Origin of the sequence: Streptomyces sp. NPDC059454 (genome assembly GCF_042749965.1) — a bacterium.
Lineage (GTDB): Bacteria > Actinomycetota > Actinomycetes > Streptomycetales > Streptomycetaceae > Streptomyces.
This window is the reverse complement of sequence record NZ_JBHYVC010000003.1, coordinates 144,351-167,730: the sequence shown is the minus strand read 5'-3', so window position 1 is coordinate 167,730 and position 23,380 is coordinate 144,351. Positions and strand designations below refer to the sequence as shown.

25 protein-coding genes are annotated in these 23,380 nt (G+C 71.5%); 20 read left to right on the top strand and 5 right to left on the bottom strand.

Annotated features, from left to right (window positions below; translation table 11 throughout):
• Positions 1-101 precede the first annotated feature (101 nt).
• From ACFXAE_RS03355 to ACFXAE_RS03330, 6 genes are all read left to right on the top strand, one after another.
• The gene (locus tag ACFXAE_RS03355; RefSeq protein ID WP_384707240.1) at positions 102-1,106 is read left to right on the top strand and encodes an ABC transporter permease; all 1,005 of its coding nucleotides are present in this window, start codon (positions 102-104) and stop codon (positions 1,104-1,106) included.
• A gap of 1 nt (position 1,107) precedes the next feature.
• Positions 1,108-2,067 (top strand): ABC transporter permease, encoded by a 960-nt coding sequence (locus tag ACFXAE_RS03350; protein WP_384707237.1) that lies wholly within the window; start codon positions 1,108-1,110, stop codon positions 2,065-2,067.
• A gap of 6 nt (positions 2,068-2,073) precedes the next feature.
• Positions 2,074-3,075: an ABC transporter ATP-binding protein gene (locus ACFXAE_RS03345; protein WP_384707234.1), complete on the top strand. Its 1,002-nt coding sequence runs from the start codon at positions 2,074-2,076 to the stop codon at positions 3,073-3,075.
• Complete coding sequence (locus ACFXAE_RS03340) at positions 3,072-4,325, top strand: ABC transporter ATP-binding protein (protein WP_384707231.1); 1,254 nt, start codon at positions 3,072-3,074, stop codon at positions 4,323-4,325. The genes ACFXAE_RS03345 and ACFXAE_RS03340 overlap by 4 nt, the downstream gene beginning before the upstream one ends.
• Positions 4,326-4,447: 122 nt before the next feature.
• Positions 4,448-5,104, top strand: a complete 657-nt coding sequence (locus tag ACFXAE_RS03335; RefSeq protein ID WP_384707228.1) for a trimeric intracellular cation channel family protein — start codon at positions 4,448-4,450, stop codon at positions 5,102-5,104.
• A gap of 59 nt (positions 5,105-5,163) precedes the next feature.
• Entirely contained in the window at positions 5,164-6,024 is an 861-nt protein-coding gene (locus ACFXAE_RS03330) for a thioesterase family protein (RefSeq protein ID WP_384707225.1), read from the top strand.
• 129 nt (positions 6,025-6,153) lie between these two features.
• On the opposite strand, the gene ACFXAE_RS03325 is transcribed toward ACFXAE_RS03330, so the two are convergent.
• Complete coding sequence (locus ACFXAE_RS03325; protein ID WP_384707222.1) at positions 6,154-6,810, bottom strand: TetR family transcriptional regulator; 657 nt, start codon at positions 6,808-6,810, stop codon at positions 6,154-6,156.
• A gap of 112 nt (positions 6,811-6,922) precedes the next feature.
• Here ACFXAE_RS03325 and ACFXAE_RS03320 point away from each other — a divergent pair, with 112 nt between their 5' ends.
• The 3 genes from ACFXAE_RS03320 to ACFXAE_RS03310 all read left to right on the top strand — a co-directional run bounded on the left by ACFXAE_RS03320 (position 6,923) and on the right by ACFXAE_RS03310 (position 8,648).
• Positions 6,923-7,090 carry a hypothetical protein gene (locus ACFXAE_RS03320; RefSeq protein ID WP_384707219.1) on the top strand — a complete coding sequence of 56 codons (168 nt, stop codon included), beginning with the start codon at positions 6,923-6,925 and terminating at the stop codon, positions 7,088-7,090.
• Positions 7,091-7,142: 52 nt separating this feature from the next.
• Positions 7,143-7,409, top strand: a complete 267-nt coding sequence (locus ACFXAE_RS03315; RefSeq protein WP_384707216.1) for a DUF4190 domain-containing protein — start codon at positions 7,143-7,145, stop codon at positions 7,407-7,409.
• A gap of 69 nt (positions 7,410-7,478) precedes the next feature.
• A complete protein-coding gene (locus ACFXAE_RS03310) occupies positions 7,479-8,648 on the top strand; it encodes a cysteine desulfurase family protein (protein ID WP_384707213.1) in 1,170 nt (389 codons plus the stop codon).
• On the opposite strand, the gene ACFXAE_RS03305 is transcribed toward ACFXAE_RS03310, so the two are convergent.
• Positions 8,645-9,349, bottom strand: coding sequence for an N-acetylmuramoyl-L-alanine amidase (locus ACFXAE_RS03305; RefSeq protein ID WP_384707210.1), 705 nt, complete (start codon positions 9,347-9,349; stop codon positions 8,645-8,647). The two genes, ACFXAE_RS03310 and ACFXAE_RS03305, sit on opposite strands and share 4 nt — an antisense overlap.
• 60 nt (positions 9,350-9,409) lie before the next feature.
• Between ACFXAE_RS03305 and mnmA the strand changes: the two genes are divergently transcribed.
• A complete protein-coding gene (mnmA, locus tag ACFXAE_RS03300) occupies positions 9,410-10,540 on the top strand; it encodes a tRNA 2-thiouridine(34) synthase MnmA (RefSeq protein ID WP_384707207.1) in 1,131 nt (376 codons plus the stop codon).
• Between the two features lie 28 nt (positions 10,541-10,568).
• Here mnmA and ACFXAE_RS03295 read toward each other — a convergent pair whose 3' ends face one another.
• The gene (locus ACFXAE_RS03295) at positions 10,569-11,348 is read right to left on the bottom strand and encodes an alpha/beta fold hydrolase (protein WP_384707204.1); all 780 of its coding nucleotides are present in this window, start codon (positions 11,346-11,348) and stop codon (positions 10,569-10,571) included.
• Between the two features lie 80 nt (positions 11,349-11,428).
• The gene (locus tag ACFXAE_RS03290; protein WP_384707201.1) at positions 11,429-11,752 is read right to left on the bottom strand and encodes a DUF427 domain-containing protein; all 324 of its coding nucleotides are present in this window, start codon (positions 11,750-11,752) and stop codon (positions 11,429-11,431) included.
• Positions 11,753-11,839: 87 nt separating this feature from the next.
• Between ACFXAE_RS03290 and ACFXAE_RS03285 the strand changes: the two genes are divergently transcribed.
• The 6 genes from ACFXAE_RS03285 to ACFXAE_RS03260 all read left to right on the top strand — a co-directional run bounded on the left by ACFXAE_RS03285 (position 11,840) and on the right by ACFXAE_RS03260 (position 19,800).
• Positions 11,840-12,643 carry a class I SAM-dependent methyltransferase gene (locus ACFXAE_RS03285; protein WP_384707199.1) on the top strand — a complete coding sequence of 268 codons (804 nt, stop codon included), beginning with the start codon at positions 11,840-11,842 and terminating at the stop codon, positions 12,641-12,643.
• Positions 12,640-13,179 carry a TIGR00730 family Rossman fold protein gene (locus ACFXAE_RS03280; protein ID WP_384707196.1) on the top strand — a complete coding sequence of 180 codons (540 nt, stop codon included), beginning with the start codon at positions 12,640-12,642 and terminating at the stop codon, positions 13,177-13,179. The genes ACFXAE_RS03285 and ACFXAE_RS03280 overlap by 4 nt, the downstream gene beginning before the upstream one ends.
• 18 nt (positions 13,180-13,197) lie before the next feature.
• The gene (locus ACFXAE_RS03275) at positions 13,198-13,896 is read left to right on the top strand and encodes an SDR family oxidoreductase (RefSeq protein WP_384707193.1); all 699 of its coding nucleotides are present in this window, start codon (positions 13,198-13,200) and stop codon (positions 13,894-13,896) included.
• A gap of 161 nt (positions 13,897-14,057) precedes the next feature.
• Complete coding sequence (locus tag ACFXAE_RS03270) at positions 14,058-15,065, top strand: methionine synthase (protein ID WP_384707190.1); 1,008 nt, start codon at positions 14,058-14,060, stop codon at positions 15,063-15,065.
• A gap of 14 nt (positions 15,066-15,079) precedes the next feature.
• Positions 15,080-17,275, top strand: coding sequence for an NAD-dependent DNA ligase LigA (gene ligA, locus ACFXAE_RS03265; protein WP_384707187.1), 2,196 nt, complete (start codon positions 15,080-15,082; stop codon positions 17,273-17,275).
• Between the two features lie 260 nt (positions 17,276-17,535).
• Positions 17,536-19,800, top strand: coding sequence for a putative bifunctional diguanylate cyclase/phosphodiesterase (locus ACFXAE_RS03260; RefSeq protein WP_384707184.1), 2,265 nt, complete (start codon positions 17,536-17,538; stop codon positions 19,798-19,800).
• An 81-nt stretch (positions 19,801-19,881) separates the two neighbouring features.
• Here the strand turns inward: ACFXAE_RS03260 and ACFXAE_RS03255 are convergent, their stop codons facing one another.
• The gene (locus ACFXAE_RS03255; RefSeq protein ID WP_384707181.1) at positions 19,882-20,472 is read right to left on the bottom strand and encodes a TetR/AcrR family transcriptional regulator; all 591 of its coding nucleotides are present in this window, start codon (positions 20,470-20,472) and stop codon (positions 19,882-19,884) included.
• 85 nt (positions 20,473-20,557) lie between these two features.
• Between ACFXAE_RS03255 and ACFXAE_RS03250 the strand changes: the two genes are divergently transcribed.
• The 4 genes from ACFXAE_RS03250 (at position 20,558) to ACFXAE_RS03235 (ending at position 23,368) form a co-directional block, all read left to right on the top strand.
• Positions 20,558-20,929, top strand: coding sequence for a DUF4267 domain-containing protein (locus ACFXAE_RS03250; protein ID WP_384707178.1), 372 nt, complete (start codon positions 20,558-20,560; stop codon positions 20,927-20,929).
• A gap of 403 nt (positions 20,930-21,332) precedes the next feature.
• A complete protein-coding gene (gatC, locus tag ACFXAE_RS03245) occupies positions 21,333-21,629 on the top strand; it encodes an Asp-tRNA(Asn)/Glu-tRNA(Gln) amidotransferase subunit GatC (RefSeq protein ID WP_006130840.1) in 297 nt (98 codons plus the stop codon).
• Between the two features lie 6 nt (positions 21,630-21,635).
• Positions 21,636-23,132 carry an Asp-tRNA(Asn)/Glu-tRNA(Gln) amidotransferase subunit GatA gene (gene gatA / locus ACFXAE_RS03240; protein WP_384707175.1) on the top strand — a complete coding sequence of 499 codons (1,497 nt, stop codon included), beginning with the start codon at positions 21,636-21,638 and terminating at the stop codon, positions 23,130-23,132.
• Positions 23,129-23,368 (top strand): hypothetical protein, encoded by a 240-nt coding sequence (locus ACFXAE_RS03235; RefSeq protein WP_384707172.1) that lies wholly within the window; start codon positions 23,129-23,131, stop codon positions 23,366-23,368. Before gatA ends, ACFXAE_RS03235 begins: the two co-directional genes overlap by 4 nt.
• The last annotated feature ends 12 nt before the right edge of the window (positions 23,369-23,380 follow it).

Here is a 23,380-nt window from a genome sequence, read left to right as displayed (position 1 = left end):
AGCGGTAGGAAACCAAAACGGGGGGTCCGCCCGGTCGTCGCAACTCGGCGACCGGGCGGGTCCATTCATGTAAGACATCACGTAAGAAAGGGGCATGCGGGGTGCTGCGTCTCGTCGTACGAAGACTGCTCCAGCTCATACCCACGCTGCTCGGCCTGTCGGTTCTGCTCTTCCTGTGGCTCGACCGTCTGCCCGGTGGACCCGCCTCAGCGATCCTGGGGGAGAAGGCCACCGAGGCCGAAGTGGCGCGCATCAACCGCGCGCTCGGGCTGGACCAGCCCGTCTACGTCCAGTACTGGCGTTTCCTGAAGCGCATCGCCGAACTCGACCTGGGCACCTCCACCCAGACCGGTCAGCCGGTGTGGGACGAGTTCGTCCTGCGCTTCCCCGCGACCGTGGAGCTGTCCCTCCTCGCGATCCTCATCGCCGTGGTCGTCGGTGTCCCGCTCGGCTACTTCGCGGCCCGCAACCGCGGCGGCTGGCTCGACGTCAGCGCGGTCTCCGGATCGCTGATCGGGATCTGCATCCCGGTCTTCTTCCTGGCTCTGATCCTCAAGGGCGTCTTCGCCGTCGAGCTCGGTTTCTTCCCCAGCTACGGACGTCAGGACACCGGCATCAACGCCACGGACGTGACCGGCTTCGCCGTCCTGGACGGCATCCTCACCGGGGAGTTCGACGCCTCCTGGGACGCGATCATGCACCTGATCCTGCCCTCCGTCGCCCTGGCCTCCATCCCGCTCGCGGTCATCGTGCGCATGACCCGAGCCAGCGTTCTCGAAGTGCAGGACGAGGACTACGTCCGCACCGCCGAGGCCAAGGGCCTCAAGCGGAGCGTCGTCCGGAGCCGGCACGTGCTGCGCAACGCGATGCTCCCCGTGGTGACCGCGGTCGGCCTGCTCACGGGCTCCCTGCTGTCCGGCGCGGTCCTGACCGAGTCCGTGTTCTCCTTCGGAGGCATCGGCTCCTTCATCCGGACCGCGATCGACGGTCGCGACTACCCCGTGCTCGTCGGTTTCATCATGTTCATCGCGCTGATATACGTCCTGATCAACTTGCTGGTGGACCTGGCGTACAGCCTCATCGACCCGAGAGTGCGGGTGCACTGACATGAGTGTCGCCACCAAGACCGACAAGATCCAGCGCCTCGCGGAACTGGCCGCGACCAAGGAGACCAGCACCGGCGCCAGCCTGTGGCGGGAGGCGTTCCGACGCCTCAAGCGCAGCAAGATGGCGATCATCGGTGCGGTCGTCATCGCCCTGTTCATCGTCCTCGCGATCGTCGGGCCCTACCTCGCCCCGCACTCCCCGACCGCCCAGACCTGGCGGAACGAGGTCTTCCCCAACCGGGGCGAGTTCGTCGGCATGCGCGGCGAGAACTGGTTCGGCCTCGACCACCTCGGCCGGGACATGTTCTCCCGCATGCTGGTCGGTGCCCGCCAGACGCTGCTCGTCGGCGTCGTCGCCACACTGATCGGCCTGGTCATCGGCTTCCTGATCGGCGGCCTCGCCGGCGCCTTCGCCACCCTCGGCGGTGACACCGGCAAGCGCGTCGACTCCGTCGTCATGCGCTTCATCGACATCATGCTGGCGATGCCCTCGCTGCTGCTGGCCGTGTCCATCGCCGCCGTCATGGGACAGTCGCTGACCACAGTGATGATCGCCGTGGGTGTCGTGCAGATCCCTGTCTTCGCCCGGCTGCTGCGCGGCTCCATGCTGGCCCAGGGCAGTGCGGAGTACGTGCTCGCGGCCAGGTCCCTCGGTGTGCGCAAGCGGCGCATCGTCCTCTCGCAGATCATCCCCAACTCGCTCAGCCCGGTGATCGTGCAGGCCACGCTCTCCCTGGCCACCGCGATCATCGAGGCCGCCGCCCTGTCCTACCTGGGCCTCGGCAACCCCGACCCGGCCATCCCCGAGTGGGGCGTCATGCTCACCCAGGCGCAGCGGTTCTTCGACAACGCGCCGATGATGGCGGTCTACCCCGCCGTCGGCATCATCATCACCGCCCTCGGCTTCACCCTCCTCGGCGAGGCCATGCGGGAAGCCCTCGACCCGAAGCTGAGGGGCTGAACCACCATGTCTCTGCTCACTGTCGACGAACTGACCATCACCTTCGGCGGCCGCGGCCGCAAGGAGTCCCGGGCGGTCGACGGCGTCTCCTTCGAGGTCGACCAGGGCCAGGTCGTGGGCCTGGTCGGCGAGTCCGGCTGCGGTAAGTCCGTCACCTCCCTGGCCCTGATGGGCCTGCTGCCCCACAAGGGCGTCACCATCGGCGGCCGCGCCGAGTTCGACGGCACGGACCTGTTCACCATGAGTCCGTCCGCCCGCCGCGACCTGCGCGGCAGCGAAATGGCGATGATCTTCCAGGACCCGCTGTCCTCGCTCAACCCGGTCGTACCGATCGGCGTGCAGGTCACCGAGATCCTGGAACGCCACCGCGGACTGAAGGGCGAGGCCGCCCGCAAGGAGGCCGCCCACCTGCTGGACCGGGTCGGCATCCCCGACCCGACCCGGCGGCTCAAGGAGTACCCGCACCAGCTCTCCGGCGGTATGCGCCAGCGCGCACTGATCGCCATGGCGGTGGCCTGCGCCCCCCGCATGCTCATCGCCGACGAGCCCACCACGGCCCTCGACGTGACGATCCAGGCGCAGATCCTGGAACTGCTCAAGGAACTGGTGGACCAGGAGGGCACCGCCCTGCTGATGATCACCCACGACCTCGGCGTGGTCGCCGGCCTCTGCGACCAGGTCAACGTGCTCTACGCGGGCAAGACCGTCGAGTCCGCCGGGCGCCGCGAGCTGTTCGGCCACCCGACCCACCCCTACGCGCACGGACTGCTGGGCTCCATCCCGCGTCTGGACGCTCCCCGGGGCGAACCCCTCACCCCCATCCGGGGCTCCATCAACGACCGCATCGCCTGGGCCGACGGCTGCGCCTTCGCACCCCGCTGCGACCGGTACGAGATGGGCTGCCTGACCGGCCCTCCGCAGCTCACCGAGCCGCGCGCGGCCGGCCACCAGGTGCGGTGCGTCAACCCCGTACTCGACGACGCGAAGGCCGAGGAGGTCACCGCATGAGCCTGCTCGAACTGGACGGCGTCAAGGTCCACTTCCCCATCAAGAAGGGCATCTTCGTCGACCGCACGGTCGGTCACGTCTACGCCGTGGACGGGGTGTCCCTGAAGGTCGAGGCCGGCGAGACCTACGGTCTGGTCGGCGAGTCCGGCTGCGGCAAGACCACCCTCGGGCGGTCCGTGCTGCGGCTGGTGGACATCACCGAGGGTTCCGTCGTCCTCGACGGCACCGACCTGGCGAAGCTGCCCGGCGAGGAGATGCGCCGCTTCCGGCGCCGGCTCCAGATGGTCTTCCAGGACCCGCTGGGCTCGCTCAACCCCCGGCAGAACATCGAGTCGATCCTGTCCGAGGGCATGGTCGCCCACGGCATCGGCAAGGACCAGGAGGAGCGCCGGGAGAAGATCAAGTCGATCCTGGACAAGGTCGGCCTGCCCTCCAACGCGCTCTCCCGCTACCCGCACGAGTTCTCCGGCGGCCAGCGCCAGCGCATCGGCATCGCCCGCGCCCTCGTCCTCGAACCGGACGTGATCATCTGCGACGAGCCGGTCTCCGCGCTCGACGTGTCGGTCCAGGCCCAGGTCATCAACCTGCTGGACGAGCTCCAGGAGGAGCTCGGCCTGACCTACGTGGTGATCGCCCACGACCTCGCCGTGGTCCGGCACATCTCCGACACGATCGGCGTGATGTACCTGGGCTCGCTGGTCGAGGAGGCGCCCAGCGACGCGCTGTACGCCGAGCCGAAGCACCCGTACACCAAGGCCCTGATGTCGGCGGTGCCGGTGCCGGACCCGGAGGTGGAGGACAAGCGCGAGCGCATCCTGCTCACCGGCGACCTGCCCTCCCCGGCGAACCCGCCCAGCGGCTGCCGTTTCCACACGCGCTGCCCGTGGGCGCAGGCCGAGCGGTGCGCGACCGAGCGGCCGGAGCTGCGGGACGTCGGCGGCGGCCACCGGGTGGCGTGCCACTTCGCCGAGGAGATCGAGTCGGGGAAGCTGGCGCTGACCCGGCCCACCGGCATCGAGGCCGTCACGGAGACCGAAGACGTGGTGGTCGAGCGGACCGAGGACGAGGCGGAGGTCCCCGCCGCACTCCTGCCGGCCGACTCGACGACCAAACCGGACGCCGCGGCGGTCAAGGAGAAGGTGCCGTCGGCGGCCGAGGCCCCGGGCGACCGGACGGCCGACGCCGTCGCGAAGGACCTCGACGCCGCGGGGCCGGACGCGTCCGACAAGGATCAGGGCAAGACCGGCTGACGGACCGCCGTACTTCCCGGGGCCTCGTACGGCTCCGCTGAACGGTTTGCGGACAGCAAGTTCACACCACCCCTCGCCTTGCTTTGCAAGGCGAGGGGTTCTTGTTGGGTGAGAATGTATGGGTGCTCCAGCAACTGTTCAGTCCGTCCGTCCTGCACACGCTCGACCTGATCGGCATCTTCGTCTTCGCGATCTCCGGCGCCCTGCTGGCCGTCCGCAAGAACTTCGACGTCTTCGGCATCGCCGTACTCGCCGAGGTCACCGCGCTCGGCGGCGGACTCTTCCGCGACCTGGTCATCGGCGCCGTACCGCCCGCCGCCTTCACCGACCTGGGGTACTTCGTCACCCCGCTGCTCGCCACGGTTCTGGTGTTCTTCCTCCACCCGCACGTGGAGCGCATCCAGACCGGCGTCAACGTGTTCGACGCGGCCGGCCTCGGCCTGTTCTGCGTCGTCGGCACGACCAAGGCGTACGACTACGGCCTCGGCCTGACCGCCTCCGCCTGTCTGGGTCTGGCGACCGCGGTCGGCGGCGGTGTGCTGCGCGACGTACTCGCCAACGAGGTGCCGTCGCTGCTGCGCTGGGACCGCGACCTGTACGCCGTCCCGGCCGTCGTCGGCGCCGCCCTGACCGCGCTGTGCCTCCGCTACGACGCGCTGAACGCGGGGACCAGCGGCCTCGCCGTGGTCACGGCCTTCGTGCTGCGGCTGCTCGCGATGCGCTACCACTGGCGGGCTCCTCGCGCGTGGCACCGCCGTTCGACGGTCCAGGAGGAGTAGTTCTCCGGGGCGCACGGACAAAGCTACCGCTTAGTATTGTCTTCTTGTACTGTTCAGCCATGCCAGAAGCAGCCACCGCCCAGCCCACCCGGGCCGCCGTCGGCGCCAGTGAGTTCGACCGCGACACCGCGGTCACCCCGCGCGCGCCCGGCGTCTACGACATCGACCTCTCCGCCGGCTGGACGATCATCAACGCCGTCAACGGCGGCTATCTGCTGGCCGTCCTGGGCCGCGCGCTCGCGGACGCCCTGCCGCACGCCGACCCGTTCACCGTCTCCGCGCACTATCTGACCGCCTCCCAGCCGGGCCCGGCGGTCGTCCGCACCGAGACCGTGCGCACCGGACGGACCCTGTCGACCGGTCAGGCATCCCTGTTCCAGTTCGACGAGCAGGGCGACGAGGTGGAGCGCATCCGCGTCCTCGCCTCCTACGGCGATCTGGACTCCCTCCCCGACGACGTCCGTACGACGGCCGAGCCGCCGGCGATACCGCCGATGGAACAGTGCTTCGGCCCGGAGGACGGCCCCAACCCGGTCGACGGCAGCTCCGCCATCGCCGACCGCCTGATGCTCAAGCTCGACCCCTCGACCCTGGGATGGGCGCTCGGGCAGCCCTCCGGCAAGGGGGAGATGCGGGCCTGGTTCGGTCTCGCCGACGGCCGGGACCCCGACCCGCTCTCGCTGCTCCTCGCGGTGGACGCCCTGCCGCCGACCGCCTTCGAGCTGGGTCTGTCCGGCTGGGTCCCGACGGTGGAGCTGACCGTCCACGTCCGCTGCCGCCCGGCTCCGGGCCCGCTGCGCGTCTCGATCACCACCCGCAACCTCGCCGGCGGCTTCCTGGAGGAGGACGCCGAGGTCTGGGACAGCACCGACCGCCTGGTGGCCCAGTCCCGCCAACTGGCCCGCGCCCGCCTGACCTGACCCTCATCACCCCGCCCGGCACCAGCCGGCCCGTCCGGCGTCCGAGGACAAAGCCCGTTCAGGGCCGAAGGGGGGCCGGGGCAGAGCCCCCGGGTACGGGACGGGTAGGGGCGGCGGGGGCGAAAACCCTCACCCACCCCCACCCGCCCCCTCCAGCCAGTGCGCACGCCCGATGCCGATCAACCGCATCCGGCGCGCCGCCGTCCGAAACACCCGCTCCCGCTCCTGCTCCCGAGCCCCCGCCCCCCTCGCCGGCGTCTCCAGGAACAGCGAAGCGGTGCCGAGCATCTGATCCACGTACAGCTGAGCCAGCATCATCAGATCCTCCTCGCCCCACCCCGCGGACACCGGATCCTCCGCCAGCGCCTCCCCCACCTCCACGGCGAACAACGCCAGCTGATCCCGTATCGCCTCCCGCACCGACTGCACCCCGCCGTGCCGCTCCCGGGCGATGAACCGCACGTGCGCGGGATGCGCGTCGACATGGCCGGCGATCAGTCCGATGGCCCGCGCGATGCGCTCCTCGCCGTCGCCGGTCGTGGACACGATCGTCCGGATCATCGGGTGCAGACTGCCCAAGGCCTCCTCGACCAGTGCCACCCCCAGATCCTCGACGGAACGGAAGTGCCGGTAGAAGGCGGTCGGCGCGATCCCCGCCGCGCGGGTGACCTCGCGCAGTCCCAGGCTGCTCAGGCTCTGCTCCTCGAGCAGCTCCAGTGCCGCGTCGAGCAGCGCCCGCCGTGTCCTCTGCTTCTGGGCCTGCCGGACGCCGAATGTGTGACTCATGCCATGCAGTCAACAACTGTTCTCCGCCATGGGAAAGCCATGGACCCCGCTAGGCTGGGAACTCAGTGAACAACTGTAACTACAACCGTTCACCGATCTGGGGGATCCACTCATGCTGTTCCTCGTCGCCGCGCTGATGCTGCTGGGCGTCGCCCTGGGCACCGTCGCCCACGCCCCGCTCTCCTTCTCCGTCGTCGCGGGTGCCGTCATCGTCGTATGGCTCGGCGTCTTCGCCCTGCGCGAGCGCCACGGCCGCGGACGCGGCAGCTCGGCGCACTGACCCGCACCGGGCCGTTCGAACCCCGTCCCTCCGACCGTGGGAGCCGATCACCATGCACCTGACCGCACCGGCCGCCCGGCGCACCGGTCTCCGTGACGTCGACGGCATGGCCGTCGCGTCCTTCGTCCTGGGCCTGCTGGGCCTGCTCGTCCTCAACGTCTTCCTCGGCCCGACCGCCATCGTGCTGGCGTCCGTGGCGCTGTGGCGGGGCACCACCCGACGCGGCCGTGCCTTCCTGGGGCTCGGACTCGGCGTCGCCGACCTCCTCGTCCTCGCCGCGTTCATGCAGGCGGACAACACGGTCTCGTGGAACTTCTGAGCGGGAGCCGCATCCCGGCCGACCGTGATCCGTGGCCGGTGCACGGGGCCCCGTAGAATCGGCCCCACCATGGCTTACCTCGACCACGCCGCGACCACCCCGATGCTTCCCGAGGCAGTCGAGGCACTCGCCGCGCACCTGGGCGTCACCGGCAACGCCTCCTCCCTCCACGCGGCCGGCCGCCGAGCCCGGCGCACCGTCGAGGAGGCCCGCGAAACCCTCGCCGAGGCCCTCGGCGCCCGGCCCAGCGAGATCGTCTTCACCTCCGGCGGAACCGAGGCCGACAACCTCGCCGTGAAGGGGCTCTACTGGTCCCGCCACGACGCGGACCCGGCCCGCACCCGGGTCCTCGCCAGCCCCGTCGAGCACCACGCCGTCCTCGACGCCGTCCACTGGCTCGGCGAGCACGAGGGCGCCACCGTCGAGTACCTGCCGGTCGACCCCCACGGCCGGGTCCACCCGGACACCCTGCGCGAGGCCATCGCCCGCAACCCCGACGACGTCGCCCTCGCCACGGTCATGTGGGCCAACAACGAGATCGGGACGATCCTGCCGGTCCGCGAACTCGCCGATACCGCCGCCGAGTTCGGCGTGCCGCTGCACTCCGACGCGGTCCAGGCCTTCGGCCAGGTCCCGGTGGACTTCGCCGCGTCGGGGCTCGCCGCGATGACCGTGTCCGGCCACAAGATCGGCGGGCCGTACGGCATCGGCGCGCTGCTCCTGGGCCGCGAGCACACCCCCGTGCCCGTCCTGCACGGCGGCGGCCAGGAACGCCACGTCCGCTCCGGCACCCTCGACGTCCCCGCCGTCGCCTCCTTCGCGGCGGCCGGGCGGCTCGCCGCCGAGCAGCAGGAGTGGTTCGCCCGTGAGATCGGCCGGCTGCGCGACGACCTGGTCGCCGCGGTCCGCGAGGCCGTCCCGGACGCGATCCTCGGCGGCGACCCCGCCCCCGGGGGACGCCTTCCGGCCAACGCGCACTTCACCTTCCCCGGCTGCGAGGGCGACTCCCTGCTGCTCCTGCTGGACGCGCAGGGCATCGAGTGCTCCACCGGGTCCGCCTGCACCGCCGGCGTCGCCCAGCCCAGCCACGTCCTCCTGGCCACCGGCACCGACCCCGACCTGGCCCGCGGCACCCTCCGCTTCTCCCTGGGGCACACCTCCACGGAAGCCGACGTGGAGGCCGTGGCCAAGGCCATCGGGCCGGCGGTGGAACGCGCCCGCGCGGCGGGACTGACCTAGCCGGCCGTGGCCGACGGGGAGCCGGAGGGGCCGGTGTCCGCCCGCGCCGTACGGGCCCGGCGGACCAGCTTCATGTAGCGGTCCCAGTCCCAGTGGGGGCCCGGGTCGGTGTGGTCCGTGCCCGGGACCTCGACGTGGCCGATGATGTGCTCGCGGTCGACCGGTATGTCGTAGCGGGCGCATATGCGGGCCGTGAGGCGGGCCGAGGCCTCGTACATCTCGTCCGTGAAGTCCTCGGGGCGGTCCACGAAGCCCTCGTGCTCGATGCCGACACTGCGCTCGTTGTAGTCGCGGTTGCCCGCGTGGTACGCCACGTCCAGCTCGCGGATCATCTGGGTGACGCGACCGTCCTGGCCCACGATGTAGTGCGAGGCGGCCTGGTGTTCCGGGTTCCGGAACGCCTGTACCGCGCTGTCGAAGCTGCCCTGGGTGACATGGACGATCACCATGTCGACGCCGAAGTCGTCCGGCCGGTCCGCCCGGCGCCAGTTGGCGTCCGAGGCCGCCACCCAGCGGGCGCCCGCGTAGTCCACCACGCCCTGCTCGCGCGGCTTCTCGACGCCCGGTATGCGCCACCACAGCCGCGCCAGCTCGTCCCGCGCCAGCACTGCCGTGCCCGCCGCGGCCGCCACCCCGCCCACGATCAGGGCCCGCCGCCCTATGCGCCGGTCCCCGTCCTCGGATGCTTTTCGTGCCCCCATGTGATCGTGAACGCATATTCGACGGCTGTGGTTCCCGAGCCCCCTTACCCTGGAGGGGTTATGACTGAGACCTCGCAGCGCTCCCGCCCCCTCCGCGTCCTGGCCGCCATGTCCGGCGGAGTCGATTCCGCCGTCGCCGCCGCCCGCGCGGCCGAAGCGGGCCACGACGTGACCGGCGTCCACCTCGCGCTCTCCGCGAACCCGCAGTCGTTCCGTACCGGCGCGCGCGGCTGTTGCACCATCGAGGACTCGCGCGACGCCCGCCGCGCCGCCGACGTCATCGGCATCCCGTTCTACGTGTGGGACCTCGCCGACCGCTTCCGCGAGGACGTCGTCGAGGACTTCGTCGCCGAGTACGAGGCCGGCCGCACCCCCAACCCGTGCCTGCGCTGCAACGAGAAGATCAAGTTCGCCGCGCTGCTGGACAAGGCGCTCGCCCTCGGCTTCGACGCGGTCTGCACCGGCCACTACGCCCAGGTGATCCTCCGCGAGGACGGCACCCGCGAACTGCACCGCGCCTCCGACATGGCCAAGGACCAGAGCTACGTCCTCGGCGTGCTCGACGACCGCCAGCTCGCCCACGCGATGTTCCCCCTCGGTGACACGGTCACCACCAAGGAGGAGATCCGCGCGGAGGCCGAGCGCAGGGGACTCGCGGTGGCCAAGAAGCCCGACTCGCACGACATCTGCTTCATCGCCGACGGCGACACCCAGGGCTTCCTCGCGAGCCGCCTCGGCAAGGCCGAGGGCGACATCGTCGACGAGTCCGGCACCAGGATCGGCAGCCACGAGGGCGCGTACGGCTTCACCATCGGCCAGCGCAAGGGCCTGCGGATCGGCACCCCCGCCCCCGACGGCAAGCCCCGCTACGTCCTCGACATCTCCCCGGTGACCAACACCGTCACCGTCGGCCCCGCGGCGGCCCTCGACGTCACCGCCCTCACCGCGGTCAAGCCCCGCTGGTGCGGCGCCGCCCCGTCCGGCCCCGGCACCTACACGGCCCAGCTGCGCGCCCACGGCGGCGAGACGGAGGTGACGGCGGAACTCGTCGACGGATCCCTCGAAGTGTCGTTCACCGAGCCCGTCCGCGGCGTCGCCCCCGGCCAGGCGATCGTCCTGTACGACGGCACCCGCGTGGTCGGCTCGGCGACGATCGCCTCGACCGTACGGGCGACGGCCGGCGTGGCCTGAAGGCCCTCCTCCGGGCCCGGCGGGGCGCTCACCGCGTGAAGAACTCCGCCAGGACCGGTGCCAGGACGTCCGGTTCGACCATGTGGGTCTGGCCCTCCAGGGTGCGGTACGTGCCCCGGGGGACGGACTCCGCGATCGCCCGCGCGGCCTCGCGCATCCACGCCGGGCTCGCGTCGCCCGCGATCGACAGCACCGGCACCCGGATCGACGCCAGCAGCTCGCGCGGCACGCTCCCGTCGCCCATCACGGCGTCGTCGTACGCGAGGCTCGGTGCGAGGGACTCCATCCCGGCCCACATCGGTGACTGCCGTGCGCTCCGGATGACCTCCTCGCCGAGGCCGGTCAGCCGCAGGAAGAGCTCCACCGCGTCCCCGCGCCGCCCCTCGGCGAGCGCCGCCGTCAGCCGCTCGGTGTAGCGCGCGCGTTCCTCCAGGTCGTCGGCCGACGTCGCGTACGGCGTCTCGTACACGGCGACGTGGTGCACCGGCAGTCCGCTCGCCGCCGCCCTGAGCGCCAGCGCGCCGCCCGAGGAGACGCCGTACAGCGCGGCCCCGCCGCCCACCGCCTCGATCAGCGCCGCCAGGTCCTCGACCTCGCGCTCCACCGCGTACGGCGCCGTGTCCCCGCTGCCGCCCCGGCCCCGGCGGTCGTACACGACCACCCGGAACCGCTCCGAGAGGGGAGCCGCGAGCGGCGCCACCGTGCCGCCCGTCGACATCGCGCCACTGACGAGAACGATCGTGGCACCCCGCCCGGCGCTCTCGTACGCCAGGGAGGTGCCGTCACGCGAAGAGATGTTCCTGTCCATGTCACCCCAGACTGCCGCACGGGGCGGCAATCATCGGTGAGGCGGGCGGCGCGTTCGCCCATCACAACCCGTTTACCTGATCAGCCGACTTCCACCTCGTAGAAGCAGAGGTGGTCCTTGATCCGCGCGACGTCCGGCTTCGGCTCCGGGTACGCCCAGACCAGATCCGCCGCGTCCGGCAGCGACCAGTAGGACGCGGTGCCCTTGAAGGGGCAGTGCGTGTGCGTCCCGGAGGGCGTCAGCAGGTCGAGCCGTACGTCCGCCGGCGGGATGTAGTACCGGTCCGGACAACCCGTCTCCTTCAGCAGCAGCGCCCCGTCGCTCTCCGCCAGCACCTGCCCGCCGCGCACCACGCGCACGTGCCGGTCACTGGCCTCGATGGTGATGTGGTGGCCTGTGGTCACGATCGTCCCTCCTCGGGTAGCCGACTCCGCGAGTACAGCGCACGCTGAAGCGGACTTCTTCCCGAGGAGGATCCGCAGGAGGCAACCATGGGAGCCGAGGACACCGGCCGGAACCGCGGCACCCTCGCCCACCGGGCCGGCTACGCCCTGCGTCACCCGCGGCGCGTCCCCGCCCACGCGCGGCGCGCGCTGCGCGACACCTGGCTGCGGCTGCGCAACCGCGACCACATCGCCTACTACCGCGCGGTGATGGCCTCCGACGCGGCCCGCAGCGCCGAGGCGGCGGTCGGCCACAATCCCTCGCGCGAGCAGTGGGCGCGCATCGGCCGGATGCAGTTCGACTACCTGGTGCGGCACGGCCTGGAGCCGCACCACCGGATGCTGGAGATCGGCTGCGGCAACCTCCGCGCGGGACGCCTCTTCATCGACCACCTGGAACCCGGGCACTACTACGGCATCGACATCTCGCCGCACATCCTGCTCGCCGCCCAGGACACCCTCGTACGCGACGGACTCCAGGCCAAGCTGCCGTACCTGGCGCTCGCGAACGACCTCGCCCTCGCCTTCCTGCCCGACGGGCACTTCGACGTCGTCCACGCGCACAGCGTCTTCTCGCACTCGCCCCGCCACGTCATCGAGGAGTGCTTCGCGCACGTCGGGAGGGTGCTCGCACCCGGCGGGTTCTTCGACTTCACCTTCGACCGCACGGAGGGCGAGGAGCACCAGGTGCTGCACGAGGACTTCTACTACCGGACGGAGACGCTCGTGGACCTGGCCGCCGCGTACGGTCTGGCGGCCCGGTTCATGGACGACTGGGAGGAACTGCCGCACCGGCAGTCCAGGATGCGGCTGACCGCGATGTCGGAGCGGGCCCGTACTGTGGGGCCGTGAACATCTGCGTCTTCCTCTCCGCCGCCGACCTCGACGAACGCTACACACGCCCCGCGCGGGAGTTCGCGCGACTGCTCGGCAAGGGCGGGCACACGCTGGTGTGGGGCGGTTCGGACGTCGGCCTGATGAAGGTCGTCGCCGACGGCGTGGAGGAGGCGGGCGGGCGGCTCCTCGGCGTCTCCGTGGAGTTCCTCGCGGCGAAGGCGCGCGACGGCGTCGACGAGATGGTGATCGCGCGTGACCTCGCCGAGCGCAAGCGCCTGCTGCTGGAGAAGGCCGACGCGGTGGTCGTCATGGTCGGTGGCACCGGCACCCTCGACGAGGCGACCGAGATCCTGGAGCTGAAGAAGCACGGGCACACCGAGAAGCCGGTGGTCCTGCTCAACACCGCGGGCTTCTACGACGGCCTCAAGGAGCAGTTCCGCCGTATGGAGGACGAGGGCTTCCTGCCCCGTCCGCTGACCGACCTGGTGTTCTTCGCCGAGGAGCCGGTGGGCGCGCTGGCGTACCTGGAGGAGAGCCTGGGCGCGGAGTGACCGCCTGGTGATGCGAGCATGGCGGGCATGGCTACACATGTGATCACCGGAGCGGGCTCCGGCATCGGCGCGGCCGTCGCCCGCCGCCTGCACGCGCGCGGGGACGAACTCGTACTGCACGCGCGCGACGCGGGCCGGGCGAAGGAGCTGGCGGCCGAGTTCCCCGGCGCCCGCACCCTCGTCGGCGACCTGGCGGACCCGGACAAGCTCTCCTGGGCCTTCTCCCACCAGTCGCTCCCGGGCCGGGTGGACTCCCTCCTCCACATCGCCGGTGTGGTCGACCTCGGTCCGGTCGGCGAGCTGACCCCGAAGACCTGGCGGCACCAGCTCAACGTCAACCTGATCGCCCCCGCCGAGCTGACCCGCCACTTCCTGCCCCAGCTCCGCACGAGCCGCGGCCACGTGGTCTTCGTCAACTCCGGCGCCGGCCTGGCCGCCCACGCCGGCTGGTCCGCGTACGCGGCCTCCAAGCACGGCCTCAAGGCCCTCGCCGACTCCCTGCGCCACGAGGAGCACGGCAACGGCGTCCGCGTGACGTCGGTCTACCCCGGCCGTACGGCCGGCCCCATGCAGGCCAAGGTCCACCAGCAGGAGGGCAAGGAGTACGACCCGGCCCGGTGGATCGACCCCGAGTCGGTCGCCACGACGATCGTGATGGCCCTGGACCTGCCGACGGACGCGGAGGTCAACGACCTGACGGTCCGACCGGGGCGGTAACCACATCCCGGGTGACACCCACTGGCCCGTCCGGCTCCGCTCCGGCCCCTCCGGCGTCATTCAGCCCCTCCGGCGTTTGAGGAGCGGGGCCCGGGGGCGGAGGCCCCGGGTACGGGACGGGTAGGGGCGGCGGGGGCGGAAAACCTCCGTACGCTCTACGAGTGAGCGAAAACAGCCAGTTCAGCTTCGGCCCCGCCACCGGCATCGGCTCCATGCCGGGCGGGGACGCCCGAGAGGCCGCCAGAACGGTCACCGGCAGCTTCGAGACCTTCCCCCACCTCCCCGAGCTCCCCGCCCGCGGCCCCGGCGCGGACATGATCGGCCGCACCGCCGGCCTGCTCGTCGAGCTCTACGCCCGCGTCGAGCCCAGCGGTTGGCGCATCGGCGACCGTCCGGGCCGCGACACCAGGCGCGCCCGCTCCTGGCTCGGCGAGGACCTCGACGCGCTGGAGGAGTTCACCCAGGACCACCAGGGGCTCCTGAAGGTCCAGGCGGTCGGCCCGTGGACGCTCGCCGCCGCACTTGAGCTGCGAGGCGGCGAGGCCGCCCTCTCCGACCCCGGAGCCTGCCGCGACCTCGCCGCCTCCCTCGCCGAGGGACTGCGCCTCCACCTCGCCGAGGTGCGGCGGCGCGTACCCGGCGCGCAGCTCGTCCTCCAGCTCGACGAGCCCTCCCTCACCGCCGTACTGCGCGGACAGGTGAGGACCGCCAGCGGCTACCGCACCCACCGCGCGGTGGACCGGCAGATCGTCGAAGCCACGCTGCGGGATGTCGTCGGGGTGCACGACGGCGGGCCCGTCGTGGTCCACTCGTGCGCACCGGACGTCCCGTTCGCCCTGCTGCGCCGGGCGGGTGCGGCGGCGATCTCCTTCGACTTCTCCCTTCTCACCGAGCGTGACGACGAGGTGATCGGGGAAGCGGTGGAGAGCGGGACCCGGCTGTTCGCCGGTGTCGTCCCGGGCACGGACGGCCCGTTGTCGGACCCTGCGGGTAGCGTCATGGGTGTCAGGACGCTCTGGCGCAGGCTGGGGCTGCGGCCGGGACTCCTCCCGGAGGTGGTCACGCTCACTCCGGCATGCGGACTCGCGGGAGCTTCCCCGGAGTACGCGCGCAGGGCCCTCGCCCATTGCGTCCTGGCGGCGAGATCCCTCGCGGACAACCCAGAGTGACGGGAGGACACACGGTGGCCGGCGACAAGCAAGCGGAGACGACGAGCGTGCCCGCCGAGGCACGGGAGAAGCACGCCAGGCTCGCTGAGCAGATCGAGGAGCACCGCTTCCGGTACTACGTGAACGACGCCCCCGTCATCAGCGACGCCGACTTCGACCGGCTGCTGCGCGAGTTGGAGGCGCTGGAGGAGGAGCACCCGGAGCTGCGCACCCCGGACTCGCCGACCCAGAAGGTCGCCGGGGCGTACGAGACGGAGTTCACCTCCGTGCGGCACGTCTCGCGCATGCTCTCCCTCGACAACACGTTCAACGACGACGACCTCGCCGCGTGGGTGGAGCGCATCCACCGGGAACTGGGCACGCAGACGTACCACTTCCTGTGCGAGCTGAAGGTCGACGGCCTCGCGGTGAACCTGACGTACCAGAAGGGCCGGCTCGTCCGCGCGGCGACCCGCGGCGACGGCCGCACGGGTGAGGACATCACGCCCAACGTGCGCACTATCGCGGAGATCCCGGACCGGCTGAAGGGCGACGAGGTTCCGGACCTGGTGGAGATCCGGGGCGAGGTCTACTTCCCGATGGAGAAGTTCCAGGAGCTCAACGCGCGGCTGAACGCGGCCGGCGACAAGCCCTTCGCCAACCCGCGCAACGCGGCGGCCGGTTCGCTGCGCCAGAAGGACCCCCGGGTCACCGCCTCCCGCCCGCTGCACATGGTGGTGCACGGCATCGGTGTCCTGGAGGGCTACAAGGGCATGACCCGCCTCTCCCAGGGCTACGACCTGCTCAAGAGCTGGGGCCTGCCCACCTCCGGGCACAACAGGGTCGTCGACGACCTCGCCGGCGTACGGGAGTTCATCGCCCACTACGGCGAGAACCGGCACTCAGTGGCGCACGAGATCGACGGGGTCGTCGTCAAGCTCGACGAGATCTCCCTGCAGGGCCGTCTCGGCACCACCTCGCGCGCCCCGCGCTGGGCCATCGCGTACAAGTACGCGCCCGAGGAGGTCAACACCAAGCTGGTCGACATCCGCGTGGGGGTGGGACGTACGGGCAGGGTCACGCCGTACGCGCAGGTCGAGCCGAAGACGGTGGCCGGCTCCGAGGTCGAGTTCGCCACCCTGCACAACCAGGACGTGGTCAAGGCCAAGGGCGTCCTCATCGGCGACACGGTGGTGCTGCGCAAGGCCGGTGACGTGATCCCCGAGATCCTCGGTCCGGTCGTCGACAAACGGGACGGCAGCGAGCGCGAGTTCGTGATGCCGTCCGAGTGCCCGGAGTGCGGTACGCCGCTGAAGGCGATGAAGGAGGGCGACGTCGACCTGCGCTGCCCCAACGCCCGTACGTGCCCGGCCCAGTTGCGGGAGCGGCTGTTCTACCTCGCCGGGCGCAAGGCGCTGGACATCGAGCACTTCGGGTACGTCGCCGCGGCGGCGCTGACCAGGCCGCTGGAGCCGGAGGACCCGCCGCTGAAGGACGAAGGGGACCTGTTCGACCTCACCGTCGAACAGCTGCTGCCCATCAAGGCGTACGTCCTCGACCAGGACAGCGGTCTGCCCAAGCGGGACCCGGAGACCGGAGAGGAGAAGACCGCCACCGTCTTCGCCAACCAGGTGGGCGAGCCGAGGAAGAACGCGGTCGCGATGCTGGCGAACATCGCGGCGGCCAAGGAGCGTCCGCTGGCGCGCGTGCTGACCGGTCTGTCGATCCGTCATGTCGGTCCGGTCGCGGCGGAGGCGCTGGCCCGTGAGTTCCGCTCCGTCGACCGCATCGAGCAGGCCACCGAGAAGGAGCTGGCGGAGACCCAGGGGGTCGGCGAGACCATCGCCGCCTCCGTGAAGGAGTGGTTCGCCGAGGACTGGCACCGCGAGATCATCCGCAAGTGGAAGGCGGCCGGTGTCCGCATGGAGGACGAGGGGGCGGGGGAGGACGAAGGGCCGCGTCCGCTGGAAGGGCTCACCGTCGTGGTGACCGGAACCCTGGAGAACTTCACCCGGGACGGCGCGAAGGAGGCGCTGCAGAGCCAGGGGGCGAAGGTGACCGGATCCGTCTCCAAGAAGACGTCGTTCGTCGTTGTGGGTGACAATCCCGGGACGAAATATGACAAGGCGATGCAGCTCAAGGTGCCGGTTCTGAACGAGGACGGCTTCGCCGTCCTCCTCGGACAAGGCCCAGAGGCCGCGGCGGACGTCGCTCTTTCGGCCGAGGAGTAGCGGTTGAAGGTCGGCCGATCGGTGCATATCAGATGCATACGGGTGGCAGGGGCGCATTCGGGCAACCGTCGGCGACCGGTGCCCGTACGGGCCCTGTGCGGCCTACTGTTGAGATGTGCGCCTGCCGTGCCCAGCTGCGGTCGGGGCAACCCCGTACTCGTGAGGGATCCGGGGTAAGGGCTTTCCACCGCGGAGCCGCTGAGGGTCGTCGGGCATCGGGCCGCGTGGCGTGGGCACCGCCGGCTGGGAAAGGGACGGGAATGGAACCGACCGAGAGCGCCGCCCCGGGCTCACGGCCGCGCCTGCGCCGCATGGCGGTCGCATGGCTGCGCGGCCGTGAGGACGGGCGGCCCGCGGGGCGACCGGGCGCAATGGGGCGCACCGGGGCGCGTACCGCGGACGTGCGCGGGGTGGATGCGCGCGGGGCCGGGCAGCCGGTCGCCGGGCACGGTCCCGGGCCGGCCGGGCTGTCCGATGCGGACACGGAACGGCACCCGTCCTGGCCCGCGTTGCCCACGGCGGTCGTCGCCGCCGCCGGTTTCGTGCTGGGCGCCGGCTTCCTGCGGGCGTTCACCGGAGGGCACGCGCTCTTCCCGTCCGGGGCCGTCGGCTGGTCCCTGGCCGTGCTGACCGGAATCATCGTCGGCCATCTGGTGATGCTGGGCCGCTCCCGCTGGTGGGGGGGCACCGGCTCGGGTGCCGCCCTCACCCTCGCCGTGCTGCTGCTCTACGGCTGGGTCGCGGCCGGGATGATCAGCCTCACCGTCGTCGTGCTGGTCGGCATGGCCCGGCGGGGCCGCTGGCGGCAGGGCGTGCTGCACGGCGCGGTGGACCTGCTCGGCATCGGCGCCGGTGCGCTGGTGCTGGCCGCGTTCGGCCGGGTGCCGTCCGTCGAGTCGCCGTCGGCTCCGGACACCTGGACGCTGTACACCGCGCCGGGAGTGGTGCTGGTCGCCGCCACGTACCTCGTGGTCACGCGCACGCTGCTCTGGTATCTGCACACCCCTCGCGCGGGACTGCCGACCGTGGCCCGTACCGCTCTGGCCCGGCAGGGGCTCGTAGCGGTCGCCCTGCTCGGTATAGCGCCCCTGGTGTGTGTGGTCGCGGTCGCCAAGCCGGTGCTGCTGCCGCTCTTCTCCATTCCGCTGATCGCCCTCGACTCCACCCTGTGGATAGCCCGCGCGCGGGCCGAGGAGCAGCTGCGCGATCCGCTGACCGGACTGCCCAACCGGCAGTGGCTGCTGGAACGCATCTGGACCGCGCTGGACGACGCCGAGCGGATCGGCGCCCGTGCCGCGCTCATGCTGATCGACCTGGACCGGTTCCGGTCGGTCAACGACACCCTCGGTCATCTCGCCGGTGACCGGCTGCTGCTGCAGATAGCCGACCGGCTCAGACTCGCCCTGCCGCGCGGGGCGGAGGCCGCGCGGCTCGGCGGTGACGAGTTCGCCGTCTTACTGCCCGTCGCCGACTCCACGACGTCCGCGACCCGCGTCGCCCGCGCCCTCGTCGCCGCCCTCAGCTCCCCGCTCGACCTCGACGGACTCACCCTCGTCCTGGAGGCGAGTGCGGGAGTCGCCGTCTTTCCCGACCACGCGGACGACGCGGAGGGGCTGTTGCGGCGGGCGGACGTGGCGATGTACCAGGCCAAGCGGGACCGTACGGGGGTCGAGGCGTACGAGTCCAAGCGGGACTCCAACACCCCTGACCGGCTGGGGCTGCTGGGCGATCTGCGGCGGGCGCTGGACGCCCGGGAGGTCGAGCTGCACTACCAGCCGAAGGTCCGCTTCGACGGGCAGGTCGCGGGGCTCGAGGCGTTGGTGCGGTGGGTGCATCCGGAGCGGGGGAAGGTGCCGCCGGACGAGTTCATAGCGATCGCCGAGTCGTCCGGGCTGATGCCGCACCTCACCGAATACGTGCTGGAGACCGCGCTGGGGCAGGTCGCGAAGTGGCGCGCCCAGGGGCTGTTCGTGCCGGTCGCCGTGAACGTGTCCCCGCGCGATGTCCACACGCCCGGCTTCGCGGGCTCCGTGGCGGCGCGGCTGGCTCGGCACGGGGTGCCGGCGGGGGCGCTGCAGTTGGAGATCACCGAGCATGTGCTGCTGGAGGATCCGCAGCGTGCGGCCGACACGTTGAACGCGTTGACCGGGCACGGGGTGAAGATGTCCCTGGACGACTTCGGCACGGGGTACTCGTCGTTGGTGCATCTGCGGCGGCTGCCGGTCAGTGAGCTGAAGATCGACCGGTCGTTCGTGGCCCGGCTGGCCGTGGACACCGAGGACGCCGAGATCGTGCGCTGCACCATCGACCTGGCGCATTCGCTGGGGCTGCTCGTCGTCGCCGAGGGGGTGGAGGACGACGAGACGTGGGAGCGCCTGCGCGATCTGCGCTGCGACGCGGTCCAGGGCTGGCTGGTCGCCGCGGCGATGCCGCCCGAGGAGACGACGGCCTGGCTGCTGGCCCGCGGTTCCCGGGGCTGGGTGCGCGCCGCGGCGGCACTGCCCGCCGCGGCGACCGACGAGTGACCCGACCACTCCGCGGCCCCGGTTGACGGGTGCGCCGTCCCGCATGAGGCGCCCGCCGTCGGCGCTCCCGGCTCGTCCCGCTCAGCCCGTGGTGTCCCGCGGCGCGAAGTGCCCCGTCAGCAGGGCGAGTCGGCGGTCGTGGGCCTCCTCCGGCAGTCGGCCGCTGCGCATCAGGGTCACCAGCCCGTGCAGGCTCGCCCAGTACGTCTCCGTGAGCAGCTCCAGGTCGTCGCCCTCGGCCGCGATGGGCTCGACGGCCCTCAGCAGTTCGCCGAACGCCTCCTGGAGGGCCGCCGGCGCCTCGGGGGTGGCGAACGGCAGGTCCACCAGGTGGGTGAACATCGCGTCGTAGAGCGCGGGCCGCCGTCGCGCGAAGGCCGTGTACGCCTCCCCGACCGCCGCCAGCCTCGCGCGCGCGTCCTCGGCCGCCGCGGCCGAGGACCGCAGTTCGGCGGCGAGTTCCTCGCAGCCCCGCACCGCGACCGCCGCCATGATCGCGTCCTTGCCCTTGAAGTGGCTGTACAGGACCGGCTGGCTGTACTCGATCTCGGCGGCCAGCCGGCGGGTGGTGACCGCTTCCCAGCCCTCCGCCTCGGCCAGTTCCTGCGCGGCCGTCACGATCAGCCGCTCGCGTTCCGCTCGTTCGCGCTCCCGGCGCGTCTGGATCGTCATGACCGTGATTCTAGCAATGCTAGCCATCCTGTCGCCGCTCTGCTAGCTTCGCTCTAGTCCCTAGCGCTGCTAGCAAGGAGAAGCCGTGACCGTCACCGCGTACACCCTGGCCGTCGTGCTCAACCTGTTCTGCGTGTTCCTCGGGTACCGCTTCCTGTTCCGGCCCGCCTCCGCCGCCGCCGGCTACGGTGTCCCGGCCGACCCGAGCGGCGACGCCGGCGCCTACCTGACGGTCAAGGGCCTGAGGGACGGCACGTTCGGCCTGGCGGGTCTGGCGCTGCTCGCCTTCGCGGGCGCCCGCGCCGAGGCGTGGTTCCTGCTGTGCGCGGCCCTCGTGCCGCTCGGTGACACGCTCGTAGTGCTGCGCCACGGGGGTACGAAGGCCGTGGCCTTCGGGATCCACTTCGCCACCGCGGTCGTCGTCCTGATCGGGGCCGGTCTGCTCTTCGCGGTCTGAGCACCGTCCCGCCGTCTCCAGAAGGCGCGGAAGTGCCACTCCGGGCGACGCGGTCCGCACCGCCGGCCCCGGCGGCCCCGTCGTCGTCCCGCCCGGCGCGCCGCACGCCTTCGCCGCCGTGCCCGGAGCCGGCGCCGGCCTGCTCGTCGCCCTCGCTCAGGGCGCCGAACGCTTCGAGCACTTCCGTCACCTGCGGCGCGGCGCCCTCGGCGGGGCCACCCCGGAGCGCCTGCCGGAGGTCCGGGACCGTTACGGCCACCGCTTTCCGAGCAGCACCGCCCGGGGCGCGCGACACCGGGAAGCGGCCTCGGGGGAAACCGTTTAACGGCCAGGGGACCCGGCCCCATAGGATTGGGCCAAAACGACTTGCCCAAACCGCACACTCACCCCAGAGGATCGCTGCATGCCTGGCATTACGCGCGAGGAGGTCGCCCACCTCGCCCGGCTGGCGCGTCTGGAGCTGAAGCCCGAAGAGCTCGACCACTTCGCGGGCCAGCTGGACGACATCATCGGCGCGGTCGCCCGCGTCAGCGAGGTCGCCGACCAAGACGTACCGCCGACCTCGCACCCGCTCCCGCTGACGAACGTCATGCGCGCGGACGAGGTCCGTCCCTCGCTCACCCCCGAGCAGGCGCTCTCCGGCGCCCCGGCCCAGGAGCAGCAGCGTTTCAAGGTGCCGCAGATCCTGGGGGAGGAGTAACCCGCCATGAGCGATCACATCATCAGGCTCACCGCCGCCGAGACCGCCGAGAAGATCGCCTCCGGTGAGCTCACGGCCGTAGAGGTCACCGAGGCGCACCTGGCCCGGATCGAGGCCGTCGACGAGAAGGTGCACGCCTTCCTGCACGTCGACCGTGAGGGCGCCCTCGCCCAGGCGCGTGCCGTCGACGAGAAGCGGGCCAAGGGCGAGAAGCTCGGCCCGCTGGCCGGCGTCCCGCTCGCGCTCAAGGACATCTTCACCACCGAGGGCATCCCGACCACCGTCGGTTCCAAGATCCTCGAGGGCTGGATCCCGCCGTACGACGCGACGCTCACCAAGCGGCTGAAGGCCGCCGACGTCGTCATCCTCGGCAAGACCAACATGGACGAGTTCGCCATGGGGTCCAGCACCGAGAACAGCGCCTACGGGCCGACCGGCAACCCCTGGGACCTGACCAGGATCCCCGGCGGGTCGGGCGGTGGCTCGTCCGCCGCGCTCGCCTCCTTCCAGGCGCCGCTCGCCATCGGCACCGACACCGGCGGTTCCATCCGCCAGCCGGCCGCCGTCACCGGCACCGTCGGTGTGAAGCCGACGTACGGCGCCGTGTCCCGGTACGGCATGGTCGCCTTCTCCTCCTCGCTCGACCAGGGCGGCCCCTGTGCCCGTACGGTCCTGGACGCCGCCCTGCTGCACGAGGTGATCGCCGGGCACGACCCGATGGACTCCACCTCCGTCGACGCCCCGGTCCCGCCGGTCGTCGAGGCCGCCCGCAACGGCAGCGTCGCCGGCATGCGCGTCGGCGTCGTCAAGCAGTTCCGCGGTGAGGGGTACCAGGCCGGTGTCGTCCAGCGGTTCGACGAGTCCGTCGAGCTGCTGAAGGAGCTGGGCGCCGAGGTCGTCGAGCTGGACTGCCCGTCCTTCGACCTGGCGCTCTCCGCGTACTACCTGATCGCGCCCTCCGAGTGCTCCTCCAACCTCGCCCGCTTCGACGGCCTGCGCTACGGCCTGCGGACCGGCGACGACGGCTCGCACTCCGCCGAGGAGGTCACCTCGCTGACCCGTGAGGCCGGCTTCGGCGACGAGGTCAAGCGCCGCATCATGCTCGGTACGTACGCGCTCAGCTCCGGCTACTACGACGCGTACTACGGCAGCGCCCAGAAGGTCCGCACGCTGATCAAGCAGGACTTCGACAAGGCGTTCGAGCAGGTCGACGTGATCGTCTCCCCGACGACCCCGACCACCGCCTTCCCGATCGGCGAGCGCGCCGACGACCCGATGGCGATGTACCTCGCCGACCTGTGCACCATCCCCACCAACCTGGCCGGCAACGCGGCCATGTCACTGCCCTGCGGCCTCGCTCCCGAGGACAACCTGCCGGTGGGGCTGCAGATCATCGCCCCCGCCATGAAGGACGACCGGCTCTACAAGGTCGGCGCCGCCGTCGAGGCCGCCTTCGTGGAAAAGTGGGGCCACCCGCTGATCGAGGAGGCACCGTCGCTGTGAGCGCACTGTCCAAGGCCAAGGGCTTCAAGAAGTCCAAGTCCGGTCTGTACGTCTCCATTGCCACCTCGGCGTTCGGCGCCGTCGGTGTGTACAAGCAGATCAAGAAGGCGCGTGGCGAGAACGACACGCTGCGGCTGCTCGACGCGGTCGTCACCGGTGCCGCGGTCGTCACCAACCTCGCCATCCTCTACCGCGAGCTGAAGAGCCTCGGCGACGACGACGTCCTGCTGGGCTGAGAGGGAAGTTTC